The following is an 18,814-nucleotide window of genomic DNA, read 5'->3' as shown; positions in this document are numbered from 1 at the left end:
GTAGGAAAAATTCCTGTAGTGATTAAATTACATGTTTTTCCATTTTTCACTACAAAGCGATTTTTAAACCTAACGTAGATTTGCAGTGTTCAAAAAGAACAAAAAACAAGACACAAAAAATCAAACATACAGTATCATGAAAGAACAAATCGTTATCGCTGCACTAGCTCTTGAAGCATTCATCTTTGGAACTTCAGACGCACAAGCTCAAGCTACTTCAAATGCGGCAAGCACAACAGTTAATTTAATATTATCTGACGTTATTTCAATTGATGCTGGTTCTGTAGCTAGTAATGGAATTGTAGATTTTAATTATGTTACATCAGCTGATTATAACGCAGCAAAAAATGTAACAGTAGCAAATAGCTTAATTGTAACTTCATCTAAAAATTTCGATGTTAAAGTAAAAGCTGGAGGTGCTGATTTTTCAAACGGTACAAATAAAATTCCTGTAAACGTATCGAAAGTACAAGCGGTAATTGAAGGGAGTATGGTAGGAATTTTAAATACTATCACTTTATCTACAACTAATCAAAAATTAGTAACTAATGCGACCTCAGGGTTCAAAAATCATTGAGTATTGATTATTCTATCTCAGCTATTAAAGTAAAAACCGTACTTCTTGGTAAGCCTGCAGGAACATATAAGCAGACCGTAACATATACTGCGACTGCTCTATAAATCGAAGAAAAAGTACTTTATTAAGAAGGCCCTCAACCATAATGGTTGAGGGCCTTCTTAAATTTAAAAACAGTTATACTTTACTCTTCTTCGCCTTCCTCAGCTGCGTCAAAATTAATTGTATTGTATGCTGCTTCTGTTAGCGTAACATCAGCTTCTTTTTCTTCAGCAAGTGTAACACTTAACAATTCAGCTGCTTGATCTTCTCCTAAAGTTTTAGCGAATGCTACTAAAGTACCATAAGTTGCAATTTCATAGTGCTCAATTTTTTGAGAGGCAGCGATTATACCTGCATCACGTACAGCACCTATTTCTGTTTCCTCCATTATGCTTGCTCCCTCTTTAATTAAACCGTCCATAGCATCACATTTTTTTGCAACTGCTTTTTCTCCAATAATTTTAAAAACTTGTTCTAAACGGTCTACTTGAGTATTTGTTACATCTAAGTGATCTTCAATTGCTGCAATTAAATTTTCATTTGTTGCATTTTTCTGCATTTTTGGTAAAGCTTTAGTCAACGCTTTTTCTGCCCAGTAAATATCCTTTAAAGAATCAACAAATAATTCGCGTAGTCCATCTGCGGCAGATGATTTTGCTTTTACTTTTCCAGCTGTAGATTTTTTATCAGAATCCATTTTTTTCTCACCTGTACTTTTTGTGGCTGTTTTACTTTTAATATCTTTTTCAGTAGTTTTCATAATATAATGTGTTTAATTTGATTGCTTTACAAATTTAAAAATATTTTAATATTTGAATGTTATATAATTCCTAGCTTATTTTTCAGAATTTTTTTAATTAACTTTCGTTTATAATTCTATAAAATTTACAGCTATAGATATAAATTTTATTTTGCAATAATTTTTAACTTTGATTTCCACCACTAATTAATTTGAAGTATGGATTTATTGAAGAAACGTATAGAATATAAAGTAGGCCAGAAAGTTAAACTACAGCTTAGAGATCAGGTAATGGAAATAATAGGATTTGAACCTGCTTTTATTGAAAATGTAATAACGCAATGGGAAAATGAAGATGGATCGATTGCTACTGGTAAGTTTATGGAATTAGAATTAGAGCCAGTTAAATAATAGTTATTTCACTTTAATGGCCTTTAAATATCATCCCTATTATGAATCTGTGGATAAATGCACAATTAAATAAATTTAATAATTTAAATAGAATATCATGACATCAATTTGGACAGGAGCAATTAGTTTCGGACTTATAAATATCCCCATCAAAATTTGTTCAGCTATTGAAACAAGTACTTTAGATCTAGACATGCTTGACAAAAAAGATCATTCTAATATTAAATTTAAGCGTGTTAATGAAGCTACAGGCAAAGAAGTTGCCTATGAAGACATAGTGAAGGGATTTAAAATTGAAGAAAAATATATTGTTTTAGATGACGAAGATTTTGAAGCTGCAGATGCAATTAAAAGTAAAACTATAGATATTTTAAGTTTTACTATTGAGCAAGAAATCGATAGCTTGTATTACGAACAACCTTATTATTTAGAGCCTGATAAAGGTGCGGCTAAAGCTTATGCGCTTTTACGTGATGCAATGCAAAAATCAGGCAAAGTAGGTGTGACTAGTTTTGTCATGCGTAGTAAGGAAGCTCTTGCTATTCTAAAGCCATACAAGAATGTTATTGTTTTAAATAAAATTAGATTCCAGCAGGAAATCAGAGATACTAAGGAATTAAAGTTGCCAGCTGTTTCCAAGAAAACTACAGAAAAAGAATTAGACATGGCAAATAAGTTGGTAGAGCAACTTACTGAAAAGTTCGACATTTCAATTTATAAGGACGAGTATTCTGATAAATTAATGGAAATAATTAAAGCTAAAGCTAAAGGCACTAAAGCTAAAGCTCCTGCATTAAAAGTGGTTCACAAGCAAAATGATGATTTAATGGCGATGTTAAAGGCAAGCTTAGAAAAGAAAAAATCTTCTTAACTATTATACTTTTCAATAACTTTATTGATGTCGATTCCTGCACCAAGAACGGGTTTCCAAAGATCTCCTTTCCTTTCAAACCTTTTCAATGCATTCTTGATGGTAAAGTCAGTAGGACGCATTTTAAGTTGAACTTCACTCCATTCTAATGGAGTAGAGACTGTTGCACCTGCATGTGGCCGTACGCTGTAAGGCGCAGCTATAGTTTGTCCTTTTCTATTTTGAAGATAATCAATATAAATTTTATGATTTCTCTTATTTATACTTCTTTCTAAAGTAGTAGTTTCTGGTAATTTAGATTGAATTTCTCTCGCGATTATTTGAGCAAATATTTTTACGGATTCATAATTATACTTTCCTCCTAAAGGAACATAAACGTGCATGCCGGTAGCTCCAGAAGTTTTACAGTAACTTTCTACTTCTAATTTATCCAACACTTCACGAACCATTAAGACAGTTTTAATTACTTCTACAAAATTACCATCATCCGGATCAATGTCAATAACCATCCAGTCGGGATTTTCAAGATTTTTAATAGTGGAATTCCAAGGATTGAAATCAATACATCCTAAATTTACCATGTAGATTAAAGTCTCTTTATCATTACATATTAAATAATCAATTTGTTTATCGTTGGAATCAGAATATACTTTTTCAGTTTTTAACCATTTTGGTGATTTGTCAAGATTAATATCCTTTTGATAGAAATTAGTACTATCAATACCATTTGGAAATCTATTTAGAGATTGCGGTCTATCCTTCAAATAGGGTAATATATAATCACTTACTTCACTATAATAATGTATGAGCTCTCCCTTGGAAATCATATCACCTTTAAAATATATTTTATTTAAGTTTGTTAAAATGAGGTTTTGTTTGCCTATTTTAACTTTTAAATCCTCTTCTAAATTTTCAAACTTATTTACTGAAGAACTATTTTCTTGCTGCAACGAATTATCTTCCCTCACTACTGTTTTAAGCTTTTTATCATCACGAATTCGCAAAAAAACAGGATGTCTTAATCGCTTATCAGTAGTCCACTCTGAAAATTTAACTGTACAAATAAAGTGCGGTTTCATCCACTGGATAGTTTCGCGGAGCTTTATCTTTTCTTCTATGGGAGATTGATTTAAGAGGTAATCTTTAAACTTGTTATACAATGTTTTCAAACTTTCATCGGTAAAACCGCTTCCACATTTTCCTATATATCGTAAAACTCCATTATCATATTGTGCTAAGAGTAAAGCACCAAAGTAAGCTCGATTATCTTTTGGTTTAGTAATCCCTATTATGATAGCCTCCTCTTCTAGATAATTTTTTATTTTTAACCAGTCAGCAGAACGCTTATCTAATTGATAGGTGCTATCAGCTCTCTTAGCCATAATACCTTCCTCATTATCCTTTTTACTTTTTTCAAAAAGTTTAATGCCCTTTTCAAAAATATGATTTGAATAAAAAGTTCTTTTAAATTTATATTGCTGAAGTAAGATTTTCAGCAATTCCTTTCTCTCTAATAATTTTAAATTAACAATTTCATTTTTATCTAAATTTAAGATATCAAAAATGTAATATTTAAGATTGCCTTCACCAGTTTTAAGAAAATTCTGGAGCATTTGAAAATCAGATTTACCATTTTTATCTTCAACTACAATTTCTCCATCTAGGATTACTTCATGATCAATTACTTTTAAATCATCAGCTACAGATTGAAAATCCTTTGTATAAATTTGCTCGTTACTGCTGTATAAGGAAACTTTATTACTACTTATTAAAGCTTGAATGCGAAATCCATCATATTTCTTTTCAAATACCCACTTTTTATTATCAAATGCATTCTTACTAAGTGTAGCCAGCATAGGACTTTGAAATATAATTTCTTTATTTTTATTCTCTTGTGTGGTTTGTTTTTTTTCTAATGACTTACCTTGGATTTGAACTTCTTTCAAAGTTAATCCTGTTTGTACAGAAGCATCACTTTTCAAAATATCCTCTAGTGAAGCAAAGGAATCCTCTTTCTTAATTAACAGCCATGTATTATCCTGCTTGCCTTTTAATTTTACAAGTGAAAAATCTCCATTAAGTTTTTTACCATGTAATGTGAAACTAATATGTCCTTTATTGAATCCTTTTAAAAGCAGGTCTTCATCCTCTTTTAAATTCTTTTTTTCAGTTGAAGTGTAAGTTCCATTATCCCAAACTATCACATTGCCTGCGCCATAATTGCCTTTAGATATAGTACCCTCAAAATCTCTATAACTATGAGGATGATCTTCAACTTGCACTGCTAGCCTTTTTACATCAGGATCTAAAGAAGGTCCTTTTGGAATAGCCCAACTTTTTAAAACCCCTCCCATCTCTAACCTAAAATCATAATGTAGATGAGACGCGGCATGTTTTTGAACTACAAAAATAAGTTCACTTTTTGAATGTTCTATTTTGCCTTCAGGTTCCTCCGTTTGGTCGAAGTTGCGCTTATCTTTATATTTCTCTAATGACATATTGCTGGAGAATTTGATTTACTTATATGCTAATTTATTAAATAGCAGTATTTAACACCTTATTCCAAATTTACGACTTTTCACATATAAAAGCCTTACATAATTACATCATTAATTTCAGTTGAGAATTATTAAATTGCTACGTATTTGAATCTTCTAAAAGTCGTACTCTACTAGGAGCTTTTTCTGCAAAAGCGTTAATTACTTGAACGAAATACTGATTTGATGCATATCTAGTAATATGTTCTTTTACTTCTGATATTTGTGTAATTACTAAGTCAGATGAAATATACCCCATTCCATAAAAGTGTCCTTTATCAACCCATATACAACTTTTTTCGTCTGGAGTTCTTCCCTTATCTAATATTGCAAAGCTTGGTAAACTACTTTTGAAAAAATCTAAGGCAGCGTCTATTTTATCATTATGGCTACTTAAATCTGGAAGGTCCTCTTTCAAAGTATCTAATAAATCTGCTTCTTGACAGTTAACTCCATAAATACAAAACCTATAATCTATTTCAAATTTTGTCCCTAACTCGCGTAATTTATTGTTTCCATCATATAATGAACTGAATGTTTCAATACACTTTTGATTTTTTGTAATTTTTCCAATGGCTAAATACTGATATCCACTTCTTGCTTCATAATTAAAAAGTCCAAATTTTGGTTCATACTTTTTTAAAGCCTTATTATATTTAGGCCATAGTTTCTTAATTTCAGAACCTTCTAACAATAGTGCCATTAATTCTGTAGCACAAATTTCAAACGAAATAGAATAAGTGTCTTTTAAAAAATTCTGTCTTTGAGGCGTAATTTTATGACCTGTAAAGTGTGATGCAACTCTCTTTTTTAAATTGATTGCTTTACCAACATAAATCACTTTACTGTGTTCATCGTGAAAATAGTAGACACCTGGTTTCTCCGGTAAGTTCTCAAAATCTTGAGGAGGAAGATTTGGCGGCAAGCGCTGATCTTGAGCAGTATTCTTTATCATCTTGCTTAGTTCAGCGTCAGCATCCCATTCCAATAATCTTGAGAATAAAATTGCAGTGGCATCTGCATCACCTCCAGCGCGGTGTCTATTTTCTAAGACTATATCTAAGGATGTGCATAATCTACCTAAACTATATGAAGGCAGGCCTGGTCTTATTTTTCTGGTTGCACGAACAGTGCACAGTTTTCTTGCGGTCCACTTTAATCCTGCTTCACCTAATTCATGACGGACAAATGAATAATCGAAATTTACATTGTGAGCGACAAATACTCTGTTATTAAGCATTTCAAAAACTTGATCAGATATCAAGTCAAATGTTGGTGCATTCTCCACCATTTCATTTGTAATTCCTGTTAAGGCAAATATCGCCGGCGGAATATTCTTCTGCGGATTTACAAGTGTTTCCCAACGGTCAATTACTTTTTCACCATCGTGGATTACAATTGCGATTTCCGTGATCTTACTATAACTAGCATTACCACCTGTAGTTTCAATATCTACTATTGCGTATTCTTGTTTTTTCATTTAATTATTAAGATGTAATAATTTCTCTTTCGCAAGGACGCTATTACTTTGATTATTAATACTATTAATTGGTTAACGCTATTTTATTTTTTAAATCACCTATTTCATTCTTTAACTCGATAAACATATTTTTTATACTAGTGCTTTCTAATGCTTCTGATTGTTTATCACTTCGACCAATATTGCATTGATATTCCCAAATTTCTAAAATATCAGAGGCTCTGACTTCATATGCAGGATAGAAAAAATTGTCTGACGAAACGGTCAAAGAATTTTCTATTTTCTTATTTAATCTTTTATAAACCATTCCCTCAGATCTTGTAATTATAATATAAGTTTTGCCGCTTAGGACTTCACCTAATTGCTCCAGATATCGTCCAACTATTATATCTCCATCTTGATGTGGTGGCATCGAATCTCCTTCAACTGGAAATCCTCTATATTTTCCATTTCCTAAAAAAGGTAAATAAATCTGTTGCAATTGCTCTATATATTCAGGATCACCATAACCACTTAAATATCCTGCTTTCACTTTTTGTGTTACAACTTCGATACGATTTTCGCCAAAACTATCTACTTGAATTGGCAAAATAATGCGATTATTATCTAATTTAAGGAGAGTATCTAAATCCACTGTTCTAACATCCACAAACAATAAAAGATCCAAACTAACTTGATAAAATCGAGCTATTTTTTTTAAAATTTCATAGGGTGGCTCCGAAGTTCCATCTTCGTATTTTACATAGCGACCTCTAGTGATTTCAAGGCCTTCAGCTACTTTCTCCTGAGATAATTTATGTTTTGCACGCAAAGCCTTAATATTGTCTGAAAATAAGGACATAATAATTATGTTATAATTTATAACAACAAATATACTAAAAAATGTTATTATATGTACTAATTTTGAAATTTCAAATTAAATAAAATGAGACGCTCAATTGTACATATGGATCTAGATACTTTTTTTGTATCGTGCGAAAGGTTGAATAATTCTCAGCTTGAAGGAATACCTCTAATTATTGGTGGGGGAGATCGTGGCGTTGTATCTTCTTGCTCTTATGAAGCAAGACGTTTTGGAGTGCGTTCTGCTATGCCTACAGCAATGGCGTTAAAACTTTGTCCGCAAGCCAAGGTCATTAAAGGAGACATGGAACGTTATTCTCAGCTTTCTCATTTGGTTACCGAAGTAATTCAAGAAAAAGCACCAATCGTTGAAAAAGCAAGTATCGATGAATTCTATCTAGATATAACAGGAATGGATCGTTTTCATGGTTGTTACCAATGGACAAATGATTTAGCACAGCGGGTATTGAAAGAAACTGGATTACCGATAAGCTTTGCTTTATCTATTAATAAAACAGTTTCAAAAATAGGAACTGGAGAGGGAAAACCAAAAGGAAATTTAGATATTCCTGAAGACCAAGTAAGAAACTTTCTGAATCCCTTATCAATCCAAAAAATACCTATGGTTGGTGATGTTACTTTTCAACTTTTATCACGAATTGGGATTAGAACTATACAGACTCTTTCTGAAATGCCTGCAGAAGTGTTGCAAAGAATGATTGGCAAAAATGGAGTAGAGATTTGGAAAAAAGCTAACGGAATTGACAACAATCCCGTGGAGCCTTATACCGAGCGTAAAGCAATTTCAAGCGAGCATACATTTACGCAAGACACTATTGATATTGTTCACTTAAAATCAATTCTTTCAGGAATGGTTGAAAAACTAGCATTTCAATTGCGCTCAGAAGAATGGCTTACTTCAACTGTTGTTGTCAAGATTCGCTATTCTAATTTTGATACAGAAACCAGACAATGCAAAATCGCCTACACATCAGCAGACCATTTACTTACTAAAAAAGTATTAGGACTTTTTGATCTTTTATATCAGCGAAGAATGCGCTTGCGATTAGTTGGGATCCGTTTTAGCGGTTTAGTTCGTGGAACGTATCAAATAGATCTTTTTGAAGATACAGAGGAAATGCTTTCACTCTATGCTGCTATGGATAAAATGAAAAGTCGCTATGGTTATGACTCTGTGATGCGTTGTGCAGGAGCATCTTTGAAGCCTAATTCTAAAGACATTATTTTAAAGCGTAAGTCATAAATTATGTATATCAATTGCCATTCTTATCATTCATTGCGCTATGGAACGATTCCTCTCGATGACTTAATCGAGAAGGCGGTTGCTTGTGGGCTCACTGCAATGGCACTTACTGACATTAATACCGTTACTGGAATTTATGATTTCATTACTGCTTGTAAAAATGTAAACATAAAGCCGATAGTAGGCATTGAATTTAGATCAAATAGTGAATTTAGATATATTGGTTTAGCTCAAAATGCAAGTGGATTAGCAGAAATGAACCGCTTTTTAACCCATCACAACTTTAAAGATATTGCTCTCCCTGTAGAAGCTCCTACTTTTGAAGCTGTACTAATTATTTATGCTTTTGAAAGTGCACCGGCAGTTTTAAAAACAAATGAATATATTGGAATCAGACCTGAAGATGTGGGCAAACTATTTGGATACAAAGGGAACTTTGACAAATTAGTAATTCTTCAGCCAGTTACTTTTAGAACCAAAAAAGAATACAAGCTCCATAAAATATTATGTGCCATCGATAACAATATTCTGTTATCAAAATTAGAACCATCTGATATTGCGACTACTTCAGAAGTGATGGTGTCGCAAGAGCGCTTAATTGCAGCGTATAAAGAGTACCCTCAAATACTTTCTAATACTAATGCTGTAATTGAGTCCTGCGATTTTCAATTCGATTTTGACACGCCAAAGAACAAAAAATATTACACCAATTCAAGAGAAAGTGATATTGCATTGTTAACCACTTTAGCGCATCAAGGTATGCATTGGCGTTATGGAAAAGAAAATCCTGCCGCTTTAGCTCGAGTAGAAAAAGAGTTAAAAGTTATTAATGAATTAAATTTTAGCGGTTACTTTTTAATCACTTGGGACATTATTCGATACAGTAACAGTAGAGGGTTTCTACATATTGGTCGAGGAAGTGGAGCTAATTCTATCATTGCCTATTGTTTAGGGATTACTGATATCTGTCCTATCGAACTAGACTTATATTTTGAACGTTTTCTAAATGAAAATAGGAAAAGTCCTCCCGATTTCGATATTGACTGGAGCTGGCAGGAAAGGGATATAATATTAGAATATATCTTTAACCGATATGGATATGAAAATGTAGCTTTCTGTGGAACCAATGTGGAATTTAAGTACCGCTCTATTTTTAGAGAAGTGGGTAAAGTTTTTGGTTTACCAAAAGACGAATTAGATCATCTTGCCAAGAATCCAATGCGTTTACAGCAGAATAATAGTGTGGTAAAGGAAGTACAGGAATATGGAATGTTATTAGAAAAATATCCTAACCAGCGCAGTATGCATTCGTGCGGAATCTTAATTTCTGAAGATCCCATCACCAATTACACGCCATTAGAAATGCCACCAAAGGGATTTCCAATTGTGTTATTTGATATGCACGTTGCCGAATCTATCGGTTTTGAAAAATTTGATATTTTAAGTCAAAGAGGAATTGGTCATATTGATGATACGGTGAAACTAGTTGCTAAAAATAGAGGGATACGCATCAATATAAGAGATACTAAAATTTCAAAAAATGAACTTAAAGCCAATTCCTTTTTATCACAAGGAAAAACAATAGGTTGCTTTTATATTGAAAGTCCAGCTATGCGTGGTTTACTTCGTCGTTTAAAGTGTGACAATTATAAAACATTAGTGGCTGCTTCTTCTATCATTCGTCCTGGAGTAGCTAAGTCTGGAATGATGAAAGAATATATTTTTAGACATAATCATCCTGACCAGTTTGAATATTTCCACAAAGTTTTTGAAGAGCAACTTGGAGAAACTTATGGAATTATGGTTTATCAGGAAGATGTAATTAAGATTGCTTTGCATTATGGCGGTTTGCCTGCAGCTGATGGCGATATTTTAAGAAGAGCTATGAGCGGAAAAGGACGATCCTTAACTGCTTTACAAAAAGTAAAAGATCACTTTTTTGAAAGCTGTGCTAAACAAGGTCATGCAGACGCGCTTAGTCAAGAGATTTACAGGCAAATAGAGTCTTTTGCAGGATACTCCTTTTGTAAGGCGCATTCGGCATCTTATGCAGTTGAAAGTTATCAAAGTCTATATTTAAAAGTATATTATCCTATTGAATTTATGGTTGCTGTGATAAACAATCAAGGAGGGTTCTATAGAACGGAAGTTTATGTTCATGAAGCAAGAATGGCTGGAGCAACTATCCACAATCCATGTGTAAATAAAAGTGAGTTCACCACAACGCTTTATGGTGATTCGATTTATTTGGGATTTATGCATTTACAAGGTCTTCCCGAAAAATTAGCAAATGCTATTTTAAAGGAACGAGAACTTCATGGAGACTATGTTTCTATGGAGGATTTTTGCAACAGAGTAAAAATAGGTTTAGAAAGTTTGAAGCTTTTAATATTTATTGGTGCTTTTCGTGAAACTGGAAAAACTAAAAACCAACTACTAATTTTAGCGAGCTTGCTATTTAATTCATCTGTAACTGACAATCAAATGTTATTGCTGCAAGAATCAGTAAAGGAATATAAATTACCAACTCTAGAACGCTCTCGTTTTGAAGATGCTTTTGACGAAATTGACCTTTTAGACTTCCCCACTTCATTTACCGTTTTTGATTTATTGCAAAGTCCTTTTCGCGGTGATGTAATGGCTAAAGATTTAATCCTGCATCATAAAAAGCAAGTTCGCATGTTAGCATACCTAATTTCTAGAAAACAAGTTCCTACGGTAAGGGGAACCATGTACTTTGGAACTTGGATTGATCATGAAGGTAATTACTTTGATACAACGCACTTTCCGGATAACTTAATTCAGTTTCCTTTTCAAGGTGGAGGCTGTTATTTACTATTAGGAATAGTCGAAGTAGACTATCATTTCCCTACAGTTACGATTTTAAAAATGGCTAAAATGCCTTTTGTCCCTGATCCAAGATATTCTGATGCCAAAGATCATCAGTATATCACTCAGGAAAATATCAAAGAAGATGTGAGTAGAACTAGCAGAGATCCCTATCCAAGAGCTCATGAAATTAATTTACCAAGGAATAAGATGGTATGATATAATCAGTGTAGTAAAATTATAAACCGTTACTTAAGCTTCGATAATTTATAAATTTATAATTTTAAATTATTATACTAACTTACAAAAATTGATTTTTGGCAATTGATTCTAAACAGATAAAGAACAACTATAAATTTTGTAAATAGAATTTTAACTACCTCGAATTCTCTTAAATTGACGTGTATGTTAAGAAACTTTATTTTATTTATCAGTTACTGAAGGTTAAAATGTTGATAAATAAACTCAATGACTACATTTTTTTGTTAACCTGGTTTTCTTTTAATTATATTTAATAATAATTTAAACTTCATTCATGGTAAAATTTACGCTTTACATTGTGCAACTAAGTTGTCAATTAATCAATACTATATTTAATTTTGTTGAAAAATATTAACATATTAAATTAATTTTTATAATTTTTTTTAAACTTATCAAAATTTTGAAATTCAAAATTTTAGACATTATACCTCTGCAAAAATACTTTGGACAATACGTAAGGAAGCTGCTTCACAAAAATCTAATCCAGAATAATCTGGATTAAAACCACTAATATAAGGCACCGCCATTATATAAACGTTTTTAATATATGCGCCATATTGGTCTATAATTTGATAATTATCATTGATTGCAATTCCTGAAGCACGTAAGTAGTAATTATGATTGCTATCCTCTGTGACGATACAACTTGCTGCATCTAATGTGCTTTTCGCAATTTCTGTAGATTTAAATCTAAAAGTTGCAGGGGTTATAATTTTTCGATCCCGCATACTTTTAAATGGGAAATCTTCATAAGATAAGTGCGGCTGACCTATGCAATCAATAAAAGTCTCATAGTAAAAAATATTTTCTTTATCATGGTCACCATAAAGCTTATATTTAATTCCTCCTTCAATAACCGGTTCCACAACACTATCTTCACCTACGGAAACAATTTGCAAAATACCCGCTTGATGCAAAGCTAGAAGCTCACTACACGATTCTTGAGGCACAAAAGCTATCACAAGTGATATTAAAGGCATAAGTACCTTTTGTAGGCGCTGTATGTCTTCTGCAGAAAGATACTTTGCAGGGTGATTCATAGCAAAGCTTAGAACCGCTAACATTTCTTTCCAGTAAATACTTTCATGTCTCTTAATAGACTTTTCAGCCTGAACATATTCTGCTTTAAGGAGCAGAAATGGTTCAATTCTTTCCCTTAAATCCATCATTTTATCTACAAATTCTTCAATAGATAAATCTTTGATGCTTTTATAAAATTCATAATCTTTTTCAATAAAAGCATCTTTAAAGTTTTTTTGAAATAGGAAATCTAATGAGAGAAATCCATCCTTCTTTTTCCTGTGTAATAGAATTTCTTCCTCTGTTAGTATAGAGTCACTATTTAAATGCGAATCCTCTAGATGAAATCGAACTGCTGGTAATAAACCATTTCGCGAATGCATTATAATTTTAAATTCGGGACTGTTCTCATCAGAACGAAACTCTAAAACATCGTTATCATTTTTATAAAAACAACCATTACTCCTAGCAAGGGTACGAATTGCATCAATAGCCGTAAGTGAAGAACCTCTAATTGCTACACTATGATTAAACTGTTTAGCCAATTTGGAGGGTGGATATGGAGCATCATAATAGCCTTTAATTTTTCCTTCATAACGAATGGGCCAATTATGTCCAGTGCAAATAATTACATCATCAAATTGACTTATACTATCACTAGTTTTAATGCAAATCTCTTTACTCCTTTTATCATAATCAATATCTGTTACTGTAGTTCCATAATGAACTTGCGTATAGATAGACTTTGAAACAGCCGATTGCTGCAATAATTCAAATTGGGCAGTTAAATAATGACCAAAAAACAAACGCGGTAAAACCTTGTATTCACTAAAATTATCTGGGCAAATTTTAAACTCTTCCAATAAATTTTTAGGTGCCGTATGTATCCACTCAGAAATTGACGTAACTATTTTTGGGATTTCATTATCAGACACGTTTGTTACATGCTCGATATTTGCTCCTAACGGACTGTAAGGCATACCTGACCCTAAATTGTTATTTTTTTCAAAGATTTCAACTTCAAAATGATTAAATCCTGATTCGATTAATCTTTTATACATAAATAATGCACTTGGACCACCTCCAACTATCGCAATTTTTCTCTTTAATTTTATAAATTCCATTTATTATTATTGAGTTTTAATTAAGTTTTTTAAATTCTTGTTTACTGTACCTAAATACAGTAACAGAAACTCACACTATTCATATTTAAACATTTTATAATGTATTTACTCTAGAATACAATTTTATAATCAAACCTTTAAGGCGATTTTGATAATCTTCAATTAGCCATTCCTTATAATTCTTGCTCGCGTTGTCAAGACATTTTACGTATTGCTTCACGCGCCATTCTATTTCAGGAAGTAATTCTACTGCTAAAGCTATAGCTTGAGACAATGTTTCTGAATTATCTAAGCACATCTTTGTATGTTGTCTAATAGATTGTTGAATCACTGTTTTTGGTTTTCTATCGTTATCAATCGCTTCCTGGTAATTCTCTTCTATATCATAAGCCATTTCTAATGTATTAGGAAAAAGCGCTCGCATTTCTGCTGTAATGGCATTTGATTGTGCAGCTGAAGCAGAACTTGCTTGATAATTTAATTGTTTAGCAAAAGCATCTGGATGATTAAAAATGTAATTCCAATCTAAAGGAGCTTCCCATGGTCCAAATCGCTGAATATTGTTTCCTAAATCAGTAATTCCAAATGATTTCTTTGAAGATAGTCTTCTTGCTCCTCGTCCTATCATTTGATGATATAAAGTAATAGATGTCGTGGCTCTATTTAATATTACATGCTTAATTGACGGTTCATCAAAACCGGTTGTAAGAATAGATACCGAAGTAAGAACGGCATCTTTCGTGGTTCTAAACCATTTCAAGATTTCCTTACGTTCCTCATCAGAAGTTTTATTGTCTAAGTGTCTTATTGTTATTCCAGCTGCTTTGAAATTTTCCTCTACCTGTTGCGACACTGCAATTCCATTATTGAAGATTAAGGTCTTCTTGCCTGAAGCATTTTCTTTATAGGCATTTAATAATAGTTCCTGCATTGGAGCAGAACTATACAATTGGTTTGAGGAACTAACTGTAAAATCTCCATGAATTCCAATTTTTAAAGAATTTAATTCTACTTCATAAATAAAAGACTTGGGCTTAGAAAGGAAACCTTTGTCAATCAAATTTCCAATGCTCTCACCAGTAAGAAGCTTACTGTAATACTGATTCATAGGTTTTGAAATATCAGAGCTGAAAGGTGTTGCAGTTACTCCAATTACAAACGCATTTTTAAAGCTCTTAGTTAATTTTCTAAACGAATTATGATGTGCTTCATCAATAATGACAAGTCCTACCTCCTTAGTTTTAATTTTTTTTGCTTTAATTCTATTACGCAATGTTTCAACCATAGCTACATAACAGTTTGAACGATTTATAAAAGTATTACTCTTACTATTTATAATTCGATTGTGAACTGTAAGCTTTCTTAAAGTAGTTGAAGTTTGTCTAGAAAGTTCCTTCCTGTGGGTTATGATCATTACTTTTTGACCGTATTGCTCAATAAATTGTCTGGCTATTTCAGAAAAAACCATAGTTTTTCCACCACCAGTTGGCAACTGGTATAAAAGCTTACTTTTTGCTTCACTTTTTATTGTGTCAAAAATTGTTGCTATATCTCTTTGCTGATAATCATAAAATGATGTTGCAGCTTGCGGTGTAATTTCCATCTTTTAAAGTCTATTTAAACACTACTTTTATTAAAGATATAATGAAACTTTAGAAATATTTTTAAATGAATTAATTGATTTCTAAACAAGTAAAATACCTGTTTTCAGTAATGTGATTTTTTAATTTTTATGACAATAAAAGTAATACTACAACCTGTTATCAAATTTACATAATTGTTGTACTACAATTACATAATTGATCTAATGAAAGTACGTTAAAAGGACATATTTTAAATTAGTTTTAAGTGACATTAGAATGTTATAAAAATATTCAGTCTTTCCTTTCAAAATTATAAAAATTGTAATTAGATAATACATTTTATAAAAAAAGGCAGTCATTAATAACAGCCAAGTTATTACAGCGAATTTATAAATGCAAGTAAATCTTTTCGATTCTGTGCTGAAAGTTTTTTATAGACGTCTTTACTTTTCTGCGCTTCACCTCCATGCCATAAAATAGCTTCTTCAATATTTCTGGCACGACCATCATGTAGTAAATTGGTATGTTTATTTACCGTTTGAATTAATCCTATACCCCATAGAGGCTGTGTTCGCCATTCGTTACCTGAAGCTTTAAAATCCTTTGCATTATCAGCTAAACCGGGACCCATATCATGCAATAACAAGTCGGTGTATGGACGTATAGTTTGATTTCTTAATGACATTATAGGGTGTGTATTTCCAGTTTTCATTTTTGGTATATGGCAAGAAGCGCATTGTAAAGTTTCAAAAGTTTTTTTACCAGCTAATACATTTTGATCTTTATGGTTTCTTCGTGCAGGAACTGCAAGTGTACTTGAATAAACGGCTACTCTATCTAAATTTATGTTTGTTATTTCTGGAGTTCCACCATTTGGGATTTCGTCGCAATTTACGCCTGGTGGACAGTTTTCATTGGGAAATAAATAGGACGTAATACCCATATCTCCAGAAAATGCTGCAGCAACTTGTTGTCGAACGTTTGGCTGATTTGATTTCCATCCAAAGCGTCCTATTTTGGTAGACTTTGTAAGTATATCATAAACATAATTTGGCCTTCCTGAAATTTCATTTTTATTATTGTCAATAGCAAAAGCCAAAATAGTGCTTTCGTCGATCGCTTCTAGCAGTCCTAAGCCAGTCATTTGTGGCGCTATCCTAGGTGAAATTTTTGTAGAAGTTCCCAGACTTCCGTACCCTAAATCTCTAATGTGGTAACTAGGTTTTTGTAACTCAACCGTTGTTCCGTCGTCAAATTTCTCTATAATTGTTTGATATGAAACTGTATAGGAACCTTTAATAGAATGTCCTAAAATAGCACTATCCTGCAACTGCCCGCCATAAATAGGATCTACATAATCACTTCCATCAGGATAATTACCTTCCGTAGTTAAACGCAATAATAGTCCGCGAGATTTTTCACCATCAAATGCTGGTGGTCTACCTCTTCCGTCTTTAAAGTGGCAATTAGCACAGGAAACTGAATTAAAAAAAGGTCCTAATCCATCTCTAGCTGTTGTTGAAGCAGGTGCGGATACCCAACTTTGTCTAAAAAAAGAGTTGCCCACCCCAAAATCTATCTGTTCACTATTTGTCAAATTAGTACCTGCAAAACCAAAGGCTTCTTCTGAAGTATTAAAAGCAGTAAAATCACCGCCAGAATATTGTTCTTTCTCATCTACTTGCAGATCAACATAAATTTCGTCGGTATTACTGCATCCCAGTACCGTTGCAAGAGAAAGTGTAAGGAAAATTTTTAGAATCTTTTTCATAGTAAATGCAAAAAAGTGCTCTATTTGAAGAGCACTTGATAGATATATATTATTATATAATTAGCCATTAACAATTAATCCAATTTTAGCTGCTCCAGCAAGTAAATTTTTTCCAAAAACTTTAATCGCAGAAGAACCTGCTGTAACTTTTTTTCCTTCATTTGATGCTGTCCCACCTGAGATTGCTAGATCAAAAGGAGTTTGCATTGCTGCAACTTTTGCTAGTGCGTCTTTTATTGAAGCAGCGGTGTCTGTGAAACTAGTTTCATTCACTTGTTTAACTAGATCTTCTAAGGACGCTCCATCTATAGTGCCGTATTTTCCTTGATAGACATTAATAACTCCCTGTAAATTTAAAGCGATGTCTCTATGCGTATTATCACTAAAACAAGAGTGTTCGTCTTCTTGATCTGCATTTTCTAATGCAACATCCATACGTTCAACTGGCAATTCTGCTAACGCTAGAGTAGTGATCCCTAAATACATGTTTTTTAAGGCTGTATCTTCTGCCAAGGCTAAAAATTCTTTTCTATAATCGCCTCCAACTTTCCATTGATTTACTAAGTAGTCTAAATTATCAGTTAAAACATCGGCACAAGCATTTAAATAATCTGCTCTTCTTTTTTGATTTCTTGCAGTTCCAGCCGCAGATTGCAGATAATCAGTATAAGGTCTTAGTCCTGCTTTTTTCTCAGATGGGTCTGTCAAATCTTGTCCCCACAATAAAAATTCAATAGCGTGATAACCTACGGCTATATTCTTTTCGCCTGACTCCGTTTTACTAATTGTCAGCAGCACAGTTTTGTTAATTATAGGATAAAGTAGAGTTTGATTAATGATTCCATCTTGTGTCGATGTTCCATTATTATCAACATAATCAATAAAGTTTTCATCTAATGGCCATGAGTTAATTAATGCTTCTGGACCATTATCTCCGGTGTCAATTGGTCCATTTGCAAAACGGTAAGCTTCAGTCGTACCATAACTTTCTCTTGAGACCTTCCATGCATTTTTTGCAGCTACAAAATTAGCCTCTGAAGGCGTGGTTGTAAAAGTTGTTACTGCTTTTTCTAAAAGTACGGCATCATCATAAGCTTGCTTGTAATTAGCACATGCTATCGTGGCATAATTTTCAATTACTTGCTTCTTTGTTACTTTCTGTTCAACTTCCGTAGACTTATCATCACTAGTACAAGATGCAACTGTCACACCAATTGTAAAGATAAAAACTGCTTTTAAAAATGCCTTATTCATATTATTGTTATTTAGATTAATTAAAAAGAAGGGCAAATATAAAAATATTTATTTAATAAATATTTCTTAGTTCGAAGAAATTTAAGATTTAACATTTGTCTAATTGTCAGAATTTGCTACCATTTTTGAAAAGTTCGTTGAGCATAAAAAAACCTTAAATTAATTTAGAATAAATTCAAATAACTTATTTGACTTTTGTATTTTTGTA

General features: G+C 32.5%; 13 protein-coding genes. 5 read left to right on the top strand and 8 right to left on the bottom strand.

The window, feature by feature from the left end; translation table 11 throughout:
• The first annotated feature begins 136 nt into the window (after positions 1-136).
• Positions 137-577 carry a peptidoglycan-binding protein LysM gene (locus tag J3S90_RS09405; RefSeq protein ID WP_317192537.1) on the top strand — a complete coding sequence of 147 codons (441 nt, stop codon included), beginning with the start codon at positions 137-139 and terminating at the stop codon, positions 575-577.
• 184 nt (positions 578-761) lie between these two features.
• Here the strand turns inward: J3S90_RS09405 and J3S90_RS09400 are convergent, their stop codons facing one another.
• Positions 762-1,379 carry a YciE/YciF ferroxidase family protein gene (locus J3S90_RS09400; protein ID WP_210645985.1) on the bottom strand — a complete coding sequence of 206 codons (618 nt, stop codon included), beginning with the start codon at positions 1,377-1,379 and terminating at the stop codon, positions 762-764.
• Positions 1,380-1,577: 198 nt separating this feature from the next.
• On the opposite strand from J3S90_RS09400, the gene J3S90_RS09395 reads away from it, so the two are divergent.
• Both J3S90_RS09395 and ku read left to right on the top strand, forming a co-directional pair.
• Positions 1,578-1,769, top strand: a complete 192-nt coding sequence (locus J3S90_RS09395; RefSeq protein ID WP_210646189.1) for a hypothetical protein — start codon at positions 1,578-1,580, stop codon at positions 1,767-1,769.
• 97 nt (positions 1,770-1,866) lie between these two features.
• Positions 1,867-2,640, top strand: a complete 774-nt coding sequence (ku, locus tag J3S90_RS09390) for a non-homologous end joining protein Ku (RefSeq protein ID WP_210645984.1) — start codon at positions 1,867-1,869, stop codon at positions 2,638-2,640.
• Here ku and ligD read toward each other — a convergent pair.
• The 3 genes from ligD to J3S90_RS09375 all read right to left on the bottom strand — a co-directional run bounded on the left by ligD (position 2,637) and on the right by J3S90_RS09375 (position 7,498).
• Positions 2,637-5,138, bottom strand: coding sequence for a DNA ligase D (gene ligD, locus J3S90_RS09385; protein ID WP_210645983.1), 2,502 nt, complete (start codon positions 5,136-5,138; stop codon positions 2,637-2,639). The two genes, ku and ligD, sit on opposite strands and share 4 nt — an antisense overlap.
• A 139-nt stretch (positions 5,139-5,277) precedes the next feature.
• On the bottom strand, positions 5,278-6,657 hold the full coding sequence (locus tag J3S90_RS09380; protein ID WP_210645982.1) for an exonuclease domain-containing protein: 1,380 nt from the start codon (positions 6,655-6,657) through the stop codon (positions 5,278-5,280).
• 64 nt (positions 6,658-6,721) lie between these two features.
• On the bottom strand, positions 6,722-7,498 hold the full coding sequence (locus J3S90_RS09375) for an XRE family transcriptional regulator (RefSeq protein WP_210645981.1): 777 nt from the start codon (positions 7,496-7,498) through the stop codon (positions 6,722-6,724).
• 84 nt (positions 7,499-7,582) lie between these two features.
• Here J3S90_RS09375 and dinB point away from each other — a divergent pair, with 84 nt between their 5' ends.
• Together dinB and J3S90_RS09365 are read left to right on the top strand one after the other, a co-directional pair.
• Positions 7,583-8,764, top strand: coding sequence for a DNA polymerase IV (gene dinB / locus J3S90_RS09370; protein WP_210645980.1), 1,182 nt, complete (start codon positions 7,583-7,585; stop codon positions 8,762-8,764).
• Between the two features lie 3 nt (positions 8,765-8,767).
• The gene (locus J3S90_RS09365) at positions 8,768-11,812 is read left to right on the top strand and encodes a DNA polymerase III subunit alpha (RefSeq protein ID WP_210645979.1); all 3,045 of its coding nucleotides are present in this window, start codon (positions 8,768-8,770) and stop codon (positions 11,810-11,812) included.
• Between the two features lie 464 nt (positions 11,813-12,276).
• On the opposite strand, the gene J3S90_RS09360 is transcribed toward J3S90_RS09365, so the two are convergent.
• From J3S90_RS09360 to J3S90_RS09345, 4 genes are all read right to left on the bottom strand, one after another.
• Complete coding sequence (locus tag J3S90_RS09360) at positions 12,277-13,998, bottom strand: FAD/NAD(P)-binding protein (RefSeq protein WP_210645978.1); 1,722 nt, start codon at positions 13,996-13,998, stop codon at positions 12,277-12,279.
• A 94-nt stretch (positions 13,999-14,092) separates the two neighbouring features.
• Positions 14,093-15,601, bottom strand: coding sequence for a DEAD/DEAH box helicase (locus tag J3S90_RS09355; protein WP_210645977.1), 1,509 nt, complete (start codon positions 15,599-15,601; stop codon positions 14,093-14,095).
• A 356-nt stretch (positions 15,602-15,957) separates the two neighbouring features.
• Entirely contained in the window at positions 15,958-17,352 is a 1,395-nt protein-coding gene (locus J3S90_RS09350; protein ID WP_210645976.1) for a di-heme oxidoreductase family protein, read from the bottom strand.
• A gap of 60 nt (positions 17,353-17,412) precedes the next feature.
• Positions 17,413-18,606 carry an imelysin family protein gene (locus J3S90_RS09345; RefSeq protein ID WP_210645975.1) on the bottom strand — a complete coding sequence of 398 codons (1,194 nt, stop codon included), beginning with the start codon at positions 18,604-18,606 and terminating at the stop codon, positions 17,413-17,415.
• Positions 18,607-18,814: the final 208 nt, after the last annotated feature.

The sequence above is a fragment of the Flavobacterium flabelliforme genome (assembly GCF_017948675.1).
In the GTDB taxonomy this organism is placed as follows: domain Bacteria; phylum Bacteroidota; class Bacteroidia; order Flavobacteriales; family Flavobacteriaceae; genus Flavobacterium; species Flavobacterium pygoscelis.
The sequence above is the reverse complement of the archived record's forward strand: the minus strand, read 5'-3'. Positions and strand labels throughout refer to the sequence as shown.